We start from the raw sequence: 17,845 nt of genomic DNA, 5'->3' as shown, positions 1-17,845 counted from the left end.
GCTACGCCGAGGCGGTCTCGGACAGCGCATCGGTGAGCCGGGTCAGCGGCGAGGCCAGGTTCCAACGCTCGGCCAGCGCCAGCAGCTGCTGCTCGTCGGCCGGAACGGTGGGCAGCGCCGTGTCGACCGCCGGGACCTGAGCCTCCGCGCCGGCGGCGACCACCCGCGGCGCCACCGCCAGGTAGTCGCGGGCCGCGGCGAGCTTGCGGGCCTGTGCGGGGCGCACAGCCGGATCGGCGCCGTCGACCGCGGCGAGCAGCGCGTCGAGCGTCCGGTACCGGGTGATCAGGCCGGCCGCGGTCTTGTCGCCGATGCCGGCGACGCCGGGCAGCCCGTCGGACGGGTCGCCGCGCAGCACCGCGAAGTCGACGTACTGCGCCGGGTGCACGCCGTAGCGGCCGTGCAGGGTGGCGTCGTCGTAGACCTCCAGCTTGGCCACGCCGCGACCGCAGTAGAGCACCCGTACCTGCCGGTCGTCGTCGATGACCTGGAACAGGTCGCGGTCACCGGTGGCCACCTCCACCGGGCCCGGTTCGCGGGTGGCGAGCGCGCCGATGATGTCGTCGGCCTCGCAGCCGGGCGCGCCGAGGCTGGCGATGCCGACCGCCCGCAGCGCGTCCAGGATGATCGGCACCTGCGGGCTCAGCGCCTCCGGCACCTCCTCACCGCCGTCGGCGGCGAGGCGGTGCGCCTTGTACGAGGGGATCAGGGCGACCCGCCAGGCCGGCCGCCAGTCGGCGTCCAGGCAGCAGACCATCCGGTCCGGCCCGCGGGTGCGGATCAGCTGGGCGAGCATGTCGAGGAAGCCGCGGGCCGCGTTGACGGGAGTGCCGTCGGGCGCGGTGATCGAGGCGGGGATGCCGTGGAAGGCACGGAAGTACAGGCTCGCGGCGTCGACGAGCAGCAGCGGTCGGCTCACCCGTGCCAGACTGCCATGCCGGTACGACAACCGCTGCGCCTCACGGCACGAGGCGAGCGCCGTGCCGGCTGGTGCCTCACGGCACGATGACCAGCTTGCCGTGGGTGTGGCCGCCGCGGCTGGCGTCGAACGCGGCGCCGACCTCGGTCAGCGGGTAGCTGGCCTGGACCGGCACGGTCAACCGGCCACGGTCGGCGAGCTGCGCGAGTTCGGCCAGCCCGGCGCCGTCCGGCCGCACCCAGACCCAGGCGCCGCCGTGCTCCTCGACGCCGGGGTCGGCGATCGACACGTGCCGGCCACCGTCGGCGAGCACCGCGATCGTGGTCGGCAACTGACCGCCCACCAGGTCCAGGACCACCGTCACCCCGTCCGGTGCTAGGTCGCGGACCCGCTCGACCAGCCCGTCGCCGTACTCGATCGGCGTGGCGCCGAGGGCCCGCACGGCGTCGTGGCTGGTCGCCGACGCGGTGCCGAGCACCCGGGCGCCGCGGGCGACGGCGAGCTGGACGGCGAGGGTGCCGACCCCGCCGGCGGCGCCGTACACCAGGACGACGTCGCCGGCCTGCACGTTCGTCCGGTCCAGGCAGCGCTTCGCGGTCAGCCCGGCGAGCGGCAGGCCGCCGGCCTGGGCCCAGTCGAGCGCGGCCGGCCGGGCCGCGACCGCAGTGGCCGAGACGGCGACGTACTGGGCGAACGTGCCGGCGCCGACCGCCTCCTTGCGGGCGTAGGCCATGACCTCGTCGCCGGGCGCGAACTCGGGCGTGTCCGGGCCGCGGCCGACCACCACGCCGGCGACGTCCCAGCCGGGGATGACCGGGAACACCGCGTCGATCATCGGGTCCAGGCCGCCGGCCAGGACCTTCCAGTCGACCGGGTTGACGCCCGCGGCCCGTACCTCGACGAGCACCTGACCGGGGCCGACCTTCGGATCGGGCAGCTCGCCCACCCGCAGCGTCGAGTTGTCGGCGGCGAAGGACTCGTAGTAGACGGCGCGCACCAGCGTCTCCTCCTGATCGTGCGGTCGGGCCAGCTGCGACCGTACGCGTCCCGCCTTGCCCGCGGCCCGAAACCGGCGCAGCGCGCGCTGCCTCGCGAGGTGACCCAGCCCCGGGACTGCGCGCCCGACTGGGTGCTGCGCGGCCGTGCGACCCGGGCCTGCGTGGTGACCCGGGCCTGCGTGGTGACCCGGGCCTGCGTGGCCCTCGCCCGGGCGGGGCTGCTGGCCGATCGCCGGTACCGCGCGGGGTCACCGGCGTGGCCGGTAGCCGGCGACGGTGACCGCGGCGGTGGTGTCGGTGGCCGCGGGCAGGGTGGCGATGCGCTCGGCGAGGGTGTCGGCCGGCAGGTGGCGGGCGCTGGGTCCCATGCCGACGACGGCGGCGACCTCGTCGTGGTCCAGTCGCAGCCCGAACCGCACCGTCTCGGTGCCGACCGGGACGAAGTCGGCGAGGGTCGCGGCGAGCCGGTCCGGTTTGGCCGCGTCGACGCCGACCAGCCCGAGCCTCGCGACCAGTTCGCCCAGGTGGTCGGCGGCGGGGGTGACGACCAGCAGCAGCCCGTCGGCGGTCAGCACCCGGGCGATCTCGGCGGCGTTGCGGGGCGCGAAGACGTTGAGGACCAGGCCGATGTGGCCGGGGCGTACCGGCAGCGGCTGCCAGGCGTCGGCACCGATCGCGGCGATGCGGGGATGGGCGCGGGCGGCCCGGCGCAGCGCGTAGCCGGACAGGTCGACGGCGATGCCGACGCGGTCGGGCTGGGCGGCGAGCAGCTGCGCGAGGTAGTGGCCGGTGCCGGCGCCCAGGTCGAGTACCGGGTCGGGGCCGGCGGGTGCCGCGGTCCTGATCGCGTCGCTGATGGGGGAGTAGTGGCCGGCGGCGAGGAACCGGTGCCGGGCGGCCACCATCTCGGCGCTGTCGCCGGTGCCGGGGCCGGCGCCGCCGGCGCGCAGTGTCAGGTACCCGTGTTTGGCGACGTCGAAGCTGTGGCCGCGGGGGCACCGCGCCCGCCTGTCGTCGAGGGTGAGCGGGCCGGCGCAGTTCGGGCAGCGCAGGTGGTCGATGGCGTCGCTGAGCACCTTCCGATCATCCCCGATCCGCCATATTTCCAGCTTCCTAGGAAGGCATAGGCGGCGTAGCCGCCACCACACCCCACATCGGAGCTTCGCCGACTCCCCACGAGACCCAAACGAGCGTTAAGCTGCCGCCAGTTGCGGCAGGACAGGAACTTCGGGAGGGAACCATGGGCGAGTCCGGCGCCGGCCCGGTCAGTACGGTGCAGCGGCTGCTGCCCACCGACGAGGCCGAGGCGCTGCTGGAGTTGACGGCCGACCTCGCAGACCGGGAACTTGCCCCACGTGCGGCGGAGTTCGAGGCGCGGGGCGAGTTCCCGCGTACCGCGTTCGCCACGCTCGGGCGGGCCGGGCTGCTGAGCCTGCCGTACCCCGAGGAGTACGGCGGGGGAGCCCAGCCGTACGAGGTGTACCTGCAGGTCGTGGAGGAGCTGGCGCGTCGCTGGCTGTCGGTGGCGCTCGGCGTCAGCGTGCACACCCTTGCCTGCTTCCCGGTCGCCGAGTTCGGCACCGAGCAGCAGCGCAAGCGGTACCTGCCGGACATGCTCGGCGGCGACCAGCTCGGTGCGTACTGCCTGTCGGAGCCGGCGGGTGGCTCGGACGCCGCGGCGCTGACCACCCGCGCTCGGCTGGACGGCGAGTCGTACCGGGTGAGCGGGACGAAGGCGTGGGTGTCGCACGGCGGCGTGGCCGACTTCTACAACGTGTTCGCCCGTACCGGTGGGCCGGGGCCGAAGGGCATCTCGTGCCTGCTGGTCGACCCCGGTACCGAGGGGGTGGTGCCGCAGCGGCCGGAGCACAAGATGGGGCTGAGCGCCGGGCCGACGGCGCAGATCGTGTTCGACGACGCGGTGGTGCCGGCGGAGCGGCTGGTCGGTGCGGAAGGCGTCGGTTTCCGGATCGCGATGCAGGCGCTGGACTCCGGCCGGCTGGGGATCGCGGCGTGCGCGATCGGGGTGGCGCAGGCGGCGCTGGACTACGCGTGCGGGTACGCCGCCGAGCGGGAGCAGTTCGGTCGGCCGATCGCGCAGTTCCAGGGGGTCGGATTCCTGCTGGCGGATGCGGCGACGCAGGTCGCTGCGGCGCGGGCGTTGCTGCTGACCGCGGCCCGGTTGAAGGACGCGGGCCGGCCGTACACGGTGGAGGCGGCGAAGGCAAAGCTGTTCGCCACCGACACCGCGATGCGGGTGACCACCGACATGGTGCAGGTGCTCGGCGGGTACGGGTACGTGGCCGACCATCCGGTGGAGCGGTACTTCCGGGAGGCGAAGGTGCTGCAGATCGTGGAGGGCACCAACCAGATCCAGCGGGTGGTGATCTCGCGTGCGCTGACGTCCTGAGGGCGTCGCGGCCGGCGGTGTAGCGTTTCCGCGTGGAGCAGATCGATCGGGCCATCGTGGCCGCGTTGTCGGCCGACGGCCGGTTGTCGTTCACCGATCTCGCCGAGCGGGTGGGCCTGTCGGTCTCGGCGGTGCACCAGCGGGTGCGGCGGTTGGAGCAGCGCGGCGTGATCCGCGGGTACGCGGCGGTGGTCGACTACGAGGCGCTGGGGTTGCCGTTGACGGCGTTCGTGGCGATCCGGCCGACCGATCCGGCGGCGCCGGACGATGCGCCGGAGCGGTTGGCGCACCTGCCGGAGATCGAGTCGTGCTACTCGGTGGCCGGTGAGGATTTCTACCTGTTGAAGGTGCGGGTGGCCTCGCCGGTGGATCTGGAGGGTCTGTTGCAGCGGATCCGGTCGATGGCCGGGGTCACGCACCGCACGACGATCGTGCTGTCCACGCCGTACGAGGGGCGTCCGGCGCGGCCGCCGGTCCCGCCGGCGGACACCGACTGAGCCGGTCCGGGGCCGTGCCGGCCCCGGACCGTCGGGTCAGTGCACGCTGATGGTGTCGAAGGTGGCGATGCCGGTGGCGCCGGAGCCGCCGTTGGCGGCGGTCATGAAGATGCCGATGTCGGGGGTGGCGGCGAGGCCGCTGGGGCGCACGGTGCCGAGGGTGGTCCAGGTGGTGCCGTCGGGGGAGTAGGCGGCGGTGAGGTCGGCGCCGGCGCGGGTCAGCCGCAGGGTGACGGGTGCGACGGGTCCGGCGGCGGAGGTGACCTTGTTGAGCTTGCCGTCGCCGTTGTCGTCGACCGACAGCGCGCAGCCGTGTTGCGGGGTGACGGCGAGGTTGGCGTAGCCGAGGGATCCGTTGGTGGCCAGCGAGTTGCGGACGACCAGGCCGGCGCGGGCCCACTGGCCGGTGGGGTCCTGGAGGACGACGCGGGCGGTGGCGGTGGCGCCGTCGGGGAGCCCGCCGGGTAGCACGATGGCGGCGAACTGGTTGGTGCCGCCCCACATGTCGCGGCCGCCGCCGTAGATGCCGAAGCCGGTACCGGCGGCGGCGAAGGTGGCGTCGTTGAAGTCGACGGTGGTGTAGGGGGCGGTGACGGGGCTGCCGGCGAGTACCCGGGCGGTGCCGGTGGCGTGGCCGGTGGTGCGGCCGGCGCGGTAGTCGGCTCGTACGGTCAGGGTGGCGGTGGGTTGGTCGGTGTGCCAGTCGGAGGGTGCGGTGACGCGCCAGCGGACGGTGGCGCTGGTGCCGCCGGCGAGGGTGGCGATGCCGGTGGGGTCGAGTGCGGTGACGGTGGCGCCGTCGGGTACGCCGGGGGTGAGGGTGGCGGCGTGCACGTCGGACAGGCCGCTGGCGTTGGTGATGCGGGCGGTCAGGGTGGTGGCGGCGCCGGCGACGAGCACGGCGGGGTCGGCGGTGACGGTCACCGGTACCTGGTGGGTGTCGGCGGCGAGCGCCCGGTGCACGGCGGTGGCGAGGGCGTGTTCGTCGCCGGTGGGGTGGCTGCGGTAGGTGTTGGTGCGGCGGGTCCAGGCGTCGGTGAGTGCGTACCAGTCGATCGGGGTGGGTGCCCGGCCGGTGGTCAGGGCGGTGCGCAGGCTGTCGAAGTAGCGGCGCCAGCGGTCGAGGTAGACGTCGCCGATCAGGCCGTGCCATTCGCGGTTGGCGTAGTCGTGCAGGCCGCCGACCTGGCTGGCGTTGCGGTCGCCCCAGACGGTGAGGATGGTGCGCTGGTCGAACTCGCCGGCGGCGCCCGCGGTGCGGTGGGCGGTGGCGAGGGCGGGGCCGAGCAGGAATTCGGGTCGGCTGGCGACGAGTCGGTCCAGCAGCCGCATCCAGGTCAGCCACAGGGTGGTGAGTTCGTCGAAGGTGGCGGTGTCGCCGGCGTGGTGGGCGGCGGCGATCTGGGGTAGCAGGATGCGGCTGCGGTTGGTGAGGGTCTGCCGGGCGACGTCGACGAGGTCGTGCCGGTAGGCGTCGGTGTGGCGCAGGGTGGGGTGGGCGGCGAGCAGCAGGGGCAGCGCCTGGTCGAAGGTGGCCCCGTCGTACTGCATGGTCGTGGGTGACCAGCCGGCGCCGGAGGTGGCGGACAGGCTGGGTTGGGCGGCGAACAGGCTGTCTTGTGGTTCGCCCTTGACGGTGCCGTCGAGGGCGTAGGCGGTGGCGCGCAGGGTCTGCCAGGCGGCGGTGGCGTGCCGGTCGGCGCGGCCGTAGCGGCGGGTGGCGTAGTCGGTGTAGAAGTCGTGGGCGTCGATGGCGTGGTCGGTCCAGGCGAGCGAGGCGAACAGGTCGAGGGCGGCGGCGTTGGTGTCGCCGGCTTCGGGCATCAGGGCGATGCCGGACAGTGCGCCGCCCGGTTTGTCGCGCCACTGCCGGTACTTGCCGAGCCAGGCGGCGCCGGCTGCGCCGAGGGTGGACTTGCCGCCGTAGTTGAAGATCGTGCCGAAGGCGTACGGGGTGTGTGACCAGTCGGTGTCGCGGTCGGTCTTGTCGGCGTGTTCGGACAGCCCGTCGACGATGAGCATGCGGCTGGTGTCGACGGCGGCGATGGTGTCCTTCTTGGGGTTGTCCTGCCAGCCGAGGATGACCCAGGTGGCGTCGGGGTGCGCGGTGCGCAGGGCGGTCTCGACGGCCTTCGAGGCGGGGCCGACGGGGACGTCGCCGGCGGTGCCGCCCTCGTGCAGCAGGTCCATCTTGTACATGGTGGTGTCGCCGTAGCGGGCGGTGGAGTGGCGGTAGAAGGCGGCGGCGAGCCGGGTGAAGTGGTCGTCGCGGGGGTCGAGCCAGCCGGGTCGGGTGAAGCCGCACCAGCTGCCCTGGGGTACGACGTGGGCGCCGGTGTTGCGGTCGGCGAAGTCGGGTGGGACGGTGCCGAAGTAGCCGGGCAGTACGGGGGTCATTCCGAGGGCGCGGATGTGGTCGATCAGGCCGGCGGCGGTGCGGGCGCGGTGCTCGATGAGGTCGGCGGCGACGGGTCCGCCGAAGCCGGACATGTTCTGCAGCAGCCACCAGGGCTGGTGGGCGGGTGCCGGGATCCAGGCGCGGACCTCGTCGTCGGTGTAGCCGAACTCGCGCAGGGTGTCGCGGTAGACGGCGTCGGCGCCGAGGTAGACGAGGATCTCGTTGAAGCCGTGCAGGGCGAGGATGTCGACCTCGCGGCGCCAGCGGTCGAGGTCCCAGTAAGGGCCGGTGTAGCCGTCGTTGGTGTCGTTGAGGGCGAACCGGTGGGGTACGTCGGCGTGGCCGGTGATCGGGGTGGCGGGTGCGGGTAGTTGGGCGGGCAGGTGGTCGAGGTTGGTGCCGGCCCACCAGATTCCGGCGTGCAGGGTTTCGCCGAGGTAGCGGTGGAAGCCGGTGAGGATGGTCGCCGGGGTGGTGGCCTCGATGTGCAGCCGTCCACGGTTGCCGAAGATCCGGTAGGTGTCGGTGTCGCCGCGGTCGGTGAGGCCGAGGGTGAGTTGGTCGGCGCGGCGGCCGATGAGGCGGCGCAGGGCGGCGCGGGCGGGTTCGGCGGTGTCCTGGGCGGCGGCGGGGCCGGCGAGGCCGGTGGCGGCCAGGCCGGCGCCGGCTGCGCCGGCGGCGAGGACTGTTCTGCGTCGCGTCATGGGGGACCTCCGGCCGGGGCGATCGGGTTGCGGGCAGCCTATGGTGCGCGAAGTTGGTCGACAAGGGCTGTTGGGCGACAAGTTTGCGCATTGAGGCCGGTGCCGCGGCTGTCCGGTCACGTCTGCGGGCGGCGGTACGTCATGGCGGTGGGGCCGGCGCACGGCACGCCGGCTGGGTGGTCGAGCGGTGGAGGGACGTGCCGGCGATGGATTCGTGGAGCGGGGCGCGGCCGGTGGTGTTCTGGGTGGCGACCGGGGTCGTGGCGGCGGAGCTGGCGGTGGGCGGGGTGTGGGATCTCGCCCGGTTGTCGTTCGTGGCCGACGTGGTCGCTCACCTGGGGTACCCGTCGTACTTCCTGGTGTTGCTGGGGTGCTGGAAGGTGGCGGGTGCGGCGGTGTTGCTGGTGCCGCGGTGGCCGCTGGTGAAGGAGTGGGCGTACGCGGGGGCGTTCTTCGTCTACACCGGCGCGATCGTGTCGCACCTGGTCTCGGCGTACGGGGCGGGTGAGGTCGTGGTGCTCACCGGCCTGGCGGTGTTGACGGTGCTGTCGTGGGCCCTGCGGCCGGTGTCGCGGCGGCTGCGGGCGCCGCGTCGGGCCGGCGGCGCGGTGGTGGCGCCGCGGTCCGGTAGCCGGGTCTGAGCCCGGTGCCGACGTGCCGGTGGCCGACGTACCCGGTGGCCGACGTGGCGGTCACTGTGCGGTGTTGCTGTCGCGCGGGTGCAGCGCTCAGCCGGTGACGGTGGCGTTCCAGCTGGTGATGACCGGGCGGCCGTGTTCGAAGCCGAGGGTGGACAGGGTGCCGGTGTCGAGCTTGAGCAGCCCGCCGCAGGCGGCGGCCAGGCCGATCCAGCGGGCGCCGGCGACCCGCAGGGCGTGGCCGTGCGCGACGAGCGCGACGTCGCCGTCGCAGAGGTGTTCGCGGGCGCGCTGCAGCACCCGGTCGAGCCGGGCGCCGACCTCGGCGGGTTTCTCGCCGCCGGGGGCGCCGTCGGTCCACAGGTCCCAGTCGGGTGCCTCGGTGTGGATGTCGGCGGTGGTGCGGCCCTCGTAGTCGCCGTAGTTCCATTCGGCGAGGTCGTCGTCGAGGGCGGTGACCGTCAGCCCGGCCAGCTGCGCGGTGCGCTGCGCGCGGATCCGCGGCGAGCTGTACACGGCGGTGAACCGGCGCCGGGCGAGGGTGGTGGCCAGGTCGCTCGCCTGTCGTTCACCGCGTTCGGTGAGCGGCAGGTCGGTGACGGAGGTGTGCTGGCCGCTTGCCGACCAGGCGGTCTCGCCGTGCCGGATCAGGACGATCTCTGCCATGGCCACAGTCTTCCCGATCGGCTCCAGCGGTACGCGGGGTTCCCGGCGCGGTGTCGACCGCGCCACCCGGCGCAGAAAGGCACCGCCGCACCCGACGCCGTTGTCGGGTGCGGCGGAGACGCGGCGCGGCGGGTCAGGCGTGTACGGCGTCGCGTTCGGCGGCCGCGCGGGACGCCGCCGCGGCATCGGCGGCGGCCGCGGTGTCGGGCGGGAAGTTCTCCCGCCACCACTGCTGGCCGGCCTCGGGCAGGGTGTAGATCGGGTCGTAGAACGGGTACCGGCGGTCGAGTGCGTCGGGGTCGTCGAGCTCGATGCCGGTGCGGTAGTTCTTGGTCCAGTAGGAGATGCCGCGTTCGCGGTTGTAGTCGGCGAGCATGTGCACCCAGCGTTTGCCGACGAACGGCACGTCGCACACGATGCGCGGGGTGGCGTAGCCGGGCAGGTAGCCCATGATGGCGTGCTGCAGGTGCTGTGCCTCGGCGACCGAGACCCGCCAGTGTTCGGCGTTGGGGATCATGTCGCACATGTAGAAGTAGTACGGCAGGATGTTCGCCTCGCCTTGCAGCCCGAAGCACAGGTCGAGCAGGTCGGTGTCGGTGGCGTTGACGCCGCGCATCAGCACGCCCTGGTTGCGCACGTCGCGTACGCCGACGTCCAGGGCGGTGCGGGCGGCCTCGGCGACCAGCGGGGTCAGCGAGTTGACGTGGTTGACGTGGGTGTGGATGGCGAGGTTGACGCCGCGCCGGTGGGCGGTGCGGGCCACCCGCTCCAGCCCCTCGACGACGTCGGGGGCGAGCCAGTGCTGCGGCATGCCCATCAGCGCCTTGGTGGCCAGCCGGATGTCGCGGATGGTGTCGATGGCGAGCAGCCGCATCAGGAACGCTTCGAGGTTCTTCCACGGCACGTTGGCCACGTCGCCGCCGGAGACGACCACGTCGCGCACCTCGGGGTGCTGCTGCAGGTAGCTGATGATCGCGTCGTACCGGTCGACCGGCTTGCCGGACAGCCGCAGCTTGTCGATGGTGGGGGTGGAGTTGCCGACCAGGTCCATCCGGGTGCAGTGGCCGCAGTACTGCGGGCAGGTCGACAGCAACTCGGCGAGCACCTTCGTCGGGTACCGGTGGGTCAGGCCCTCTGCCACCCACATGTCGTGCTCGTGCAGCGAGTCGCGGGTGGCGTGCGGGTGGCTGGGCCAGTCGGTGCGGCGGTCGGAGGCGACCGGCAGCATGTACCGGCGGATCGGGTCGGCGTAGAACGCGTCGGTGTCGGGCACCCCGGCGGGCACGATGGTGTTGAGCATCTGCGGCGGCAGCAGCATCGACATGGTCGCGTGCTGCTTCTGGTCGGCGGCGAGGTCGTCGTAGAACCTCTCGTCCAGCAGGTCGCCCATCAGCTGCCGCAGCTGCTTGATGTTCTTGACGCAGTGCGCGCGCTGCCACTGCGCGGAGCGCCACTGGGCGGCGGTGACCTCGGCGAAACCGGGCAGTCGGGTCCAGTCGGGTTCGACCAGCTCGACCCGGCGGTACTCGTACGGCTGGCCGCCGGTGCCGTCGCCCTGCGCCAGGGTGCTCTCGACCTGTTCCGCCACAGTGTTGCCGGCGTGCTCCGCCACGGTGTTGCCTCCTCGCTTGCCGGTGCCGCGTGCTCCGGTACCTTAGCGCAAGGATAGTGGAATTCTTGCGGGTGAGTAATTATCCTGCCGAAGGATTTCCGGTGTGGCACGGATGTGGAGGGGCGCATGAGCGGGGTCGCGGAACGTAGCGAGGCGACGGCGACCGAGTCGCCGGTCGGCCTGCACCGGGTGCTGGCGCCCGTCGGGGTGCTGCCGCAGGCCGCGCAGCGACTGGACACCCGCCCCGACATCCGGCCCGGCGAGGTACGCATCAGCCTGGAACGGCTCAACCTGGACGCGGCGAGCTACCGGCAGCTGGCGACCAAGCACGGCGGTGACGGCGACGCGATCCGCGCCGAGGTGCTGGAGATCATCACCAGCCGCGGCAAGATGCACAATCCGGTCACCGGCTCCGGCGGCATGCTGATCGGCACCGTCGACGCGGTCGGCGAGAAGTCGCTGCTGGGTCTGCGGGTCGGGCAGCGGGTCGCCACCCTGGTGTCGCTGACGCTGACCCCGCTCGCGGTCACCGACGGGCTCGCCGGCTGGGACGGCCGCGGCGAGCAGGTGCCCGCCGCCGGCCACGCCATCCTGTTCGCCCGCTCCATCGCCGCGGTGCTGCCCGACGACGAGGACCCCGAACTGTCGCTCGCGGTACTGGACGTGTGCGGCGCGCCGGCGCTGACCGCCCGGGTGGTCGAGGCCGCCGCAGCCCGGCTCGGTGGCGCGCCGCGGGTCGCGGTGCTCGGTGGTGCCGGCAAGTCCGGCAGCCTGTCGCTCGCCGCCGCCCGCCGCGCCGGCGCCAGCACCGTCGGCGTGGTACCGACCCGGGCCGAGGCCGACCGGCTCACGGCGGCCGGCCTCGCCGACACCGTCGTGATCGCCGACGCCACCGACCCGGTCGCGCTCGCGGCCGCCGTGGGCACCGGCGCCGACGTGACCGTGGTGTGCGTCGACGTACCCGGCTGCGAGCACGGCGCGATCCTCGCCACCGCCGAGGGCGGCACGGTGATCTTCTTCTCCATGGCCACCTCGTTCGCCGCCGCCGCGCTGGGCGCCGAGGGGCTCGCCGCCGACGTCACGATGCTCGTCGGCAACGGCTACGTGCCCGGCCACGCCGCGTTCGCGCTGGAGCTGCTGCGCACCGAGCCCGGAGTGCGGGAGCTGTTCGGCGCCCGGCTCGCGGGCTGATCGGCGCGGCGGCAGGCACGCGGGGAAGACTGGAGGGCATGGTGCGAACCCTGTATCGCGGCGGTCGGGTGTACAGCCCGGCCGACCCGCACGCCACAGCCCTTGCCGTCGACGGCGACCGGATCAGCTGGGTCGGCACGGACGACGACGCCCCCACCGCCGAGACCACCGTCGAGTTGGACGGGGCGCTGGTGGCGCCCGCGTTCGTCGACGCGCACGCCCACCTGACCAACACCGGCCTGACCATGACACTGCTGGACGTCTCGCCGGTCCGGTCGGCGGCCCAGCTGCTCGACGCGCTCGCCGCGCACGCGGCCACGCTGCCCGCCGGTGCCCTGGTGTACGCCCGCGGCTACGACGAGTCGACCTGGCCGGACCCGGCGCTGCCGCACCGCACGCAGCTGGAGTCCGCGGTCGACGGGCGGCCCTGCTACGTCTCGCACATCAGCGGGCACGCCGCGCTGGCCACCGGTGCGCTGGCCGCCGCGGTGCCGGGGGTGACCGGCATGCCCGGCTTCGGCGCCGACGGCCGGCACACCCTGGAGGCGGTCGACGCGCTGTACGTCGCCGCGACCGGGCAGCTGGACGCCGCGACCCGGCACCGGGCGCAGCAGCTGGCGCTGGCCACCGCCGCGTCGGTCGGCATCGGCTGCGTGCACGAGTGCGGCGGGCCGACCACCAGCTCCGAGATCGACTTCACCGAACTGCTCGCCGCCTCCGCGTCCCAGCCGGTACCGCAGGTCATCGGGTACTGGGGGGAGCTCGGCGCGGCGAGCAAGGCGCGGGAGCTGGGTGCCGTCGGCGCCGCCGGTGACCTGTACGCCGACGGCGCGCTCGGGTCCACCGACGCGTACCTGAGCGTCCCGTACGCCGACGCCGGGGGCTGCGGGCACGGGCTGCTGTCCGCCGAGCAGGTCGCCGCGCACATCGTCGACTGCACCGGGCACGGCATGCAGGGCGGCATGCACGCCATCGGCGACGCGGCGGTCGAGACCGTACTGGCCGGGTTCGCCGCCGCCGCCGAGGTCGTCGGCATCGAGCGGCTGCGCGCGGCCCGGCACCGGGTCGAGCACGCGGAGATCCTCACCAAGACGCTGATCGCCGGGCTGGTCGAGTTCGGGCTGACCGCCAGCGTGCAGCCGGCGTTCGACCGGCTGTGGGGCGGCGCCGGCCAGATGTACGAGACGCGGCTGGGACTGGACCGCTCGCTGGCGTCCAACCCGTTCGGGTCGCTGTCGGGGGTGGGGGTGCCGCTGGCGTTCGGGTCCGACTCGCCGGTCACCCCGCTCGACCCGTGGGGCGGGGTGCGGGCCGCCGCCCACCACCACAACCCGGCGCAGCGCATCAGCGTGCGCACCGCGTTCGCCGCGCACACCCGCGGCGGGTGGCGGGCCGCCCGGTACGACGAGGCCGGCTACCTCGCCCCAGGCGCGCCGGCGACGCTGGCGGTGTGGGACTGCCCGGCCGGGCTGGACGAGCACGGCCTGCCGCTGCTCGACGACCCCGACGCCACCCCGCGCTGCCTGCGCACCGTACGCGACGGGGTCACCATCCACACGGCCTGACCGGGCCGCCGGCGGCCACCGCCCGGCGGCGCAGAGCAGCACCATCGCCTGGCGGCGCGGGGCGGCACGGCCGCGGGGCGGCGCGAGGCAGCACCGCCGCCGGGCGGCACGAGACACGGTCGCCCGCGGGGCGGCACGAAACGAGCAGGAGGTCATCGAGGTGGCAGCAATGGCGCGGCCCCGACGCGGTCGCAAGCTGGACCTGGATCCGGCGCTGGTTCGCCGCGCCCGGACGCTGGCCCGCCGGGCCGGCCGGCCGGTGGTGAAGCTGGCCCGTGAGCACACCACCGTGTCGGTGGAGCGTGCCGTGCTGCGGCTGGCCGGCATGCACGGCGCCGACCCGGACGGCATCCCGTGGGTCAACCGGCTGGTCGACGCCGTGGTCGCCGACGTCGGCCTGACCGCCGGCGCCGCGCTGCCGGTGTTCCACGCGCTGGCGCAGCAGGGGCTGGCCGGCCGGGACGTACCGGTCGGCGACGCGCTGGTGGCGCTGGCGCAGAAGGCCGGCGCCGGCTCGGTGCGCTTCGAGGTACCCGACGGCAAGCAGGCCACCGCCGCCCGGCGGGCCGCCCGCCGCGCCGCCGCCGCCGGGGTACGGCGGATGGACACCGCCCGCAGCACCCGCGACCGGCTGGTGCGCCGGCTGGGCGACCCGCCGCAGCGGCCCTGGGTGTACCTGATCGTGGCCACCGGCGACATCTACGAGGACATCCCGCAGGCGCAGGCCGCCGCCCGGGAGGGCGCCGACATCATCGCGGTGATCCGCTCCACCGGCCAGTCGCTGCTGGACTACGTGCCCGAGGGCGCCACCCGCGAGGGGTTCGCCGGCACGTACGCCACCCAGGAGAACTTCCGGCTGATGCGCGCCGCGCTGGACGAGACGTCCAAAGAGGTGGGCCGCTACATCCGGCTGACCAACTACGCGTCCGGGCTGTGCATGCCGGAGATCGCGGCGCTGGCCGGGATGGAACGCCTGGACATGATGCTCAACGACTCGATGTACGGGATCCTGTTCCGCGACATCAACCCGATCCGCACGTTCGTCGACCAGCGGTTCTCCCGGCAGGTGCACGCCCGCGCCGGCATCATCATCAACACCGGCGAGGACAACTACCTCACCACCGCCGACGCCGTCGACGAGGCGCACACCGTCACCGTCTCCCAGCTGCTCAACGAGTACTTCGGCAAGGAGGCCGGGCTGGCGGACTGGCAGCTGGGCCTGGGGCACGCGTTCGAGATCAACCCCGATCTGCCCGACTCGTTCCGGCTGGAGCTCGCGCACGCGCTGCTGGCCCGCGAACTGTTCCCGAACGCGCCGCTGAAGTGGATGCCGCCGACCAAGCACATGACCGGCGACGTGTTCCGCGGCAACCTGCTCGACGGGTTCTTCAACCTCGCCGGCACCATGACCGGCCAGTCGATCCTGCTGGTCGGCATGATGACCGAGGCGGTCGTCACGCCCTGGCTGTCGGACCGCGACATCGCCCTGGCCAACGTGCGCTACGTGCTGGGCGCCGCCGGCAACCTGCACGAGGACTTCGTCCCCGCGCCCGGCGGGTTCATCCAGCAGCGCGCCAACCAGGTGCTGTCGGAGGCGCTGGACCTGCTGGAGCGCATCGGCGAGCAGGGGCTGCTGGACGCCATCGGCGCCGGCACCTTCGGCATCATGAAGCGCCCACCGGACGGCGGGAAGGGCCTGTCCGGGGTGGCGGCCAAGGACACCGCCTACTACAACCCGGCCACCGACATCCTGGAGGCGGACGCATGACCGAGCCGCAACACCAGATCGTCCGCCCGTACGGCGACACCACCGGCGACGGGATGGTGCAGCTGTCGTTCACCCTGCCGGTACCGCACGACAAGCGGGCCGAGGGGGCCGCGCTGCAGCTCGCCGGCAAGATGGGCATGGACCCGGCGATGCTGGTCCACGCCAAGGCGATGGGCCCCGACTTCACCTTCTTCGTGGTGTACGGGCAGGTCAAGCACCTGGTCGACGTGTCGACGGTGCAGGTGGTGGAGCGCGACTTCCCCGAGCTGAGCGCCGCGGCGGTCAACCAGACGATCCGCAAGAAGCTGCGCCGCAAGCTGGTCGTGGTCGGCGCCTGCATCGGCACCGACGCGCACACCGTCGGCATCGACGCCATCCTCAACATCAAGGGCACCGCCGGCCACAAGGGGCTGGAGTACTACCGGGAGATGCGGGTGGTCAACCTCGGCGCCCAGGTCGCGGTGCCCGACCTGGTCGAGGCCGCGCGCGCCGAACGCGCCGACGCGGTGCTGATCTCCCAGGTCGTCACGCAACGCGACGCGCACCTGCACAACACGCGGGAGGCGTCCGCGGCGTTCCGGGAGGCGTTCGGCGCCGACAAGCGGCCGCTGCTGGTCGCCGGCGGGCCGCGGTTCGACGAGCTGATGTCCGGCGAGCTCGGCGTCGACCGCATCTTCGGCCGCTCCACCACCCCGGGCGAGGTCGCGTCCTACCTCGTCGACGCCCTGATCACCCGCCGCGACCGCGCCAAGGAGACCGTGCATGCCTGAGCCGCTGGCACCCGCCGACCAGGTCACCGTCGTACACCGTCGGTACGTGCCGGCCAGCCACGCCCACTACGCCGGCAACCTCGTCGACGGGGCGTACTCGCTGGGCCTGTTCGGCGACGCCGCCACCGAGCTGTGCATCCGTACCGACGGCGACGAGGGGCTGTTCGCCTCCTACGACGACGTGCAGTTCCGCGCCCCGGTACGGGCCGGCGACGTCCTGGAGGTCACCGCCACCCTGATCGCCCGCGGCCGCCGCTCGCGGCGCATCGAGTTCGCCTCCCGGGTGGTGTGCCGGGGCCGCCCGGACCGGGGCGAGTCGGCCGCCGAGGCGCTGGCCGAGCCGGTCGTCGCGGTCACCGCCACCGGCACCGTCGTCGTCCCGTGACCGAGCCCCGCCGCCCGTCGCCCGCCGGCGGGCCGGGGACCGGCGCCACCCCCGCGGAGCCCAGGCCTCGGTCCGGCGCCGGGACCACCCGGCGCCGGGGTGGCACCGAGACCACCGAGCGCCGCGGTGGTGCCGAGACCACCGGGCACCCGCCGCGTGGCGCCGAGGCGGTCGCGGTGTGCGGCGACGTCGGCTCCACCTACACCAAGCTGCTCGCCGTCGACCTCGCCACCGGTACGGTGGCGGCCACCGCCGAACACCGCACCACCGTCGACACCGACGTGTTGCACGGTTACGACGCCTGCCTGGCCGGGCTGGCCGAGCAGCTGCCCGGCGCCGACCTGTCGGCGCAGTACGTGTGCTCCTCGGCCGGGGGAGGCCTGCGCCTGGCCGTGGTCGGGTACGAGCCGCTGGTCACCGCCGATGCCGGGCACCGGGTCGGGCTGTCGGCCGGCGCCCGGGTCGTGCACGTCGCCGCCGGCCCGCTCGACGCCGCCGGGGTGCGGACGCTGAGGGCCGCGAAGCCCGACGTGGTGCTGCTGGTCGGCGGTACCGACGGCGGCGACGCGCAGGTGCTCACGCACAACGCGGCGCGGCTGGCCGGCACCAGGCTGCGGGTGCCGGTGGTGGTCGCCGGCAACGCCGACGCCGCCGAGACGGTGCGACACCGGCTGGCCGACGCCGGGGTACCGGTCACCGTCACCGACAACGTGCTGCCCCGCATCGGGCAGCTGCACCCGGCGCCGGCCCGTGCCGCGATCCGGCAGGTGTTCCTGTCGCACGTGATCGGCGGCAAGAAGCTGTCCCGCGGTGCGCGGTTCCCGCGGCTGGTGCGGGCCGCCACCCCCGACGCCGTACTGGCCGGGGTGGAGCTGCTCGCCGACGGCGCCGCCGAGATTCCCGCGGCCGGTGAGATCCTCGCCGTCGATGTCGGCGGCGCCACCACCGACGTGTACTCGGTGCTGGTCCCCGACGCCGAACGCGACGGGCCGCGCCGCGAGGTCGCCGGCACCCTGTGGCGCTCCCGTACGGTCGAGGGCGACCTCGGGATGCGTTGGAACGCCCCCGGCATCCTCGCCGCCGCCCGGGACGAACGGCTGCTGTCCGACGATGCGGTCGCGGCGTTCGCCCCCGGTGCCGACCGGCGGGCCGCCGAGCCGGGCCTGCTGCCGGACAGCGCCGCCGAGCGCGACCTCGACCGGCGGCTCGCCGGCCTCGCGCTGCACGTCGCGCTGCGCCGGCACGCCCGCGGGCAGCGCCGCGCCGACGGCAGCCGCGGTCCCGGCCGCGACCTGCGCCAGGTGCGGCTGGTGGTCGGCTCCGG

The 17,845-nt window shown here is 74.1% G+C and carries 15 protein-coding genes; 9 read left to right on the top strand and 6 right to left on the bottom strand.

Going from position 1 to position 17,845, the window contains the following annotated elements:
- Nucleotide 1 precedes the first annotated feature (1 nt).
- From NUM_RS05240 to NUM_RS05230, 3 genes are all read right to left on the bottom strand, one after another.
- Nucleotides 2–919: a 5'-3' exonuclease gene (locus NUM_RS05240; RefSeq protein ID WP_207123413.1), complete on the bottom strand. Its 918-nt coding sequence runs from the start codon at nucleotides 917–919 to the stop codon at nucleotides 2–4.
- A gap of 76 nt (nucleotides 920–995) precedes the next feature.
- On the bottom strand, nucleotides 996–1,916 hold the full coding sequence (locus NUM_RS05235) for an NADP-dependent oxidoreductase (protein ID WP_207123412.1): 921 nt from the start codon (nucleotides 1,914–1,916) through the stop codon (nucleotides 996–998).
- A gap of 249 nt (nucleotides 1,917–2,165) precedes the next feature.
- Nucleotides 2,166–2,993: a putative RNA methyltransferase gene (locus NUM_RS05230; protein ID WP_207123411.1), complete on the bottom strand. Its 828-nt coding sequence runs from the start codon at nucleotides 2,991–2,993 to the stop codon at nucleotides 2,166–2,168.
- Between the two features lie 164 nt (nucleotides 2,994–3,157).
- Here NUM_RS05230 and NUM_RS05225 point away from each other — a divergent pair, with 164 nt between their 5' ends.
- Nucleotides 3,158–4,327, top strand: coding sequence for an acyl-CoA dehydrogenase family protein (locus tag NUM_RS05225; RefSeq protein WP_207123410.1), 1,170 nt, complete (start codon nucleotides 3,158–3,160; stop codon nucleotides 4,325–4,327).
- 32 nt (nucleotides 4,328–4,359) lie between these two features.
- A complete protein-coding gene (locus tag NUM_RS05220) occupies nucleotides 4,360–4,824 on the top strand; it encodes an Lrp/AsnC family transcriptional regulator (protein WP_030445982.1) in 465 nt (154 codons plus the stop codon).
- A 36-nt stretch (nucleotides 4,825–4,860) separates the two neighbouring features.
- Here NUM_RS05220 and NUM_RS05215 read toward each other — a convergent pair whose 3' ends face one another.
- Nucleotides 4,861–7,926 carry an alpha-N-acetylglucosaminidase gene (locus tag NUM_RS05215; RefSeq protein WP_207123409.1) on the bottom strand — a complete coding sequence of 1,022 codons (3,066 nt, stop codon included), beginning with the start codon at nucleotides 7,924–7,926 and terminating at the stop codon, nucleotides 4,861–4,863.
- A gap of 206 nt (nucleotides 7,927–8,132) precedes the next feature.
- Here NUM_RS05215 and NUM_RS05210 point away from each other — a divergent pair, with 206 nt between their 5' ends.
- A complete protein-coding gene (locus tag NUM_RS05210; protein WP_207123408.1) occupies nucleotides 8,133–8,567 on the top strand; it encodes a DoxX family protein in 435 nt (144 codons plus the stop codon).
- Nucleotides 8,568–8,654: 87 nt separating this feature from the next.
- Here the strand turns inward: NUM_RS05210 and NUM_RS05205 are convergent, their stop codons facing one another.
- Together NUM_RS05205 and NUM_RS05200 are read right to left on the bottom strand one after the other, a co-directional pair.
- Complete coding sequence (locus NUM_RS05205; protein WP_207123407.1) at nucleotides 8,655–9,230, bottom strand: histidine phosphatase family protein; 576 nt, start codon at nucleotides 9,228–9,230, stop codon at nucleotides 8,655–8,657.
- 133 nt (nucleotides 9,231–9,363) lie between these two features.
- The gene (locus NUM_RS05200; protein ID WP_207123429.1) at nucleotides 9,364–10,818 is read right to left on the bottom strand and encodes a KamA family radical SAM protein; all 1,455 of its coding nucleotides are present in this window, start codon (nucleotides 10,816–10,818) and stop codon (nucleotides 9,364–9,366) included.
- Nucleotides 10,819–10,968: 150 nt separating this feature from the next.
- Here NUM_RS05200 and kdd point away from each other — a divergent pair, with 150 nt between their 5' ends.
- The 6 genes from kdd to NUM_RS05170 all read left to right on the top strand — a co-directional run.
- Nucleotides 10,969–12,033, top strand: coding sequence for an L-erythro-3,5-diaminohexanoate dehydrogenase (kdd, locus tag NUM_RS05195; RefSeq protein ID WP_207123406.1), 1,065 nt, complete (start codon nucleotides 10,969–10,971; stop codon nucleotides 12,031–12,033).
- Nucleotides 12,034–12,071: 38 nt separating this feature from the next.
- Nucleotides 12,072–13,598, top strand: a complete 1,527-nt coding sequence (locus NUM_RS05190; protein ID WP_207123405.1) for an amidohydrolase — start codon at nucleotides 12,072–12,074, stop codon at nucleotides 13,596–13,598.
- A 169-nt stretch (nucleotides 13,599–13,767) separates the two neighbouring features.
- Entirely contained in the window at nucleotides 13,768–15,366 is a 1,599-nt protein-coding gene (kamD, locus tag NUM_RS05185; RefSeq protein ID WP_207123404.1) for a lysine 5,6-aminomutase subunit alpha, read from the top strand.
- Nucleotides 15,363–16,136, top strand: a complete 774-nt coding sequence (gene kamE, locus NUM_RS05180; protein ID WP_207123403.1) for a lysine 5,6-aminomutase subunit beta — start codon at nucleotides 15,363–15,365, stop codon at nucleotides 16,134–16,136. Before kamD ends, kamE begins: the two co-directional genes overlap by 4 nt.
- The gene (gene kal, locus NUM_RS05175; RefSeq protein ID WP_207123402.1) at nucleotides 16,129–16,521 is read left to right on the top strand and encodes a 3-aminobutyryl-CoA ammonia lyase; all 393 of its coding nucleotides are present in this window, start codon (nucleotides 16,129–16,131) and stop codon (nucleotides 16,519–16,521) included. The genes kamE and kal overlap by 8 nt, the downstream gene beginning before the upstream one ends.
- 176 nt (nucleotides 16,522–16,697) lie before the next feature.
- The coding region (locus tag NUM_RS05170; RefSeq protein WP_207123428.1) for a glutamate mutase L at nucleotides 16,698–17,845 on the top strand (1,148 nt) is incomplete at its 3' end.

This window comes from Actinocatenispora comari, assembly GCF_017312725.1.
GTDB classification, from domain to species: domain Bacteria; phylum Actinomycetota; class Actinomycetes; order Mycobacteriales; family Micromonosporaceae; genus Actinocatenispora; species Actinocatenispora comari.
This window is presented reverse-complemented; position numbering and strand designations above follow the sequence as displayed.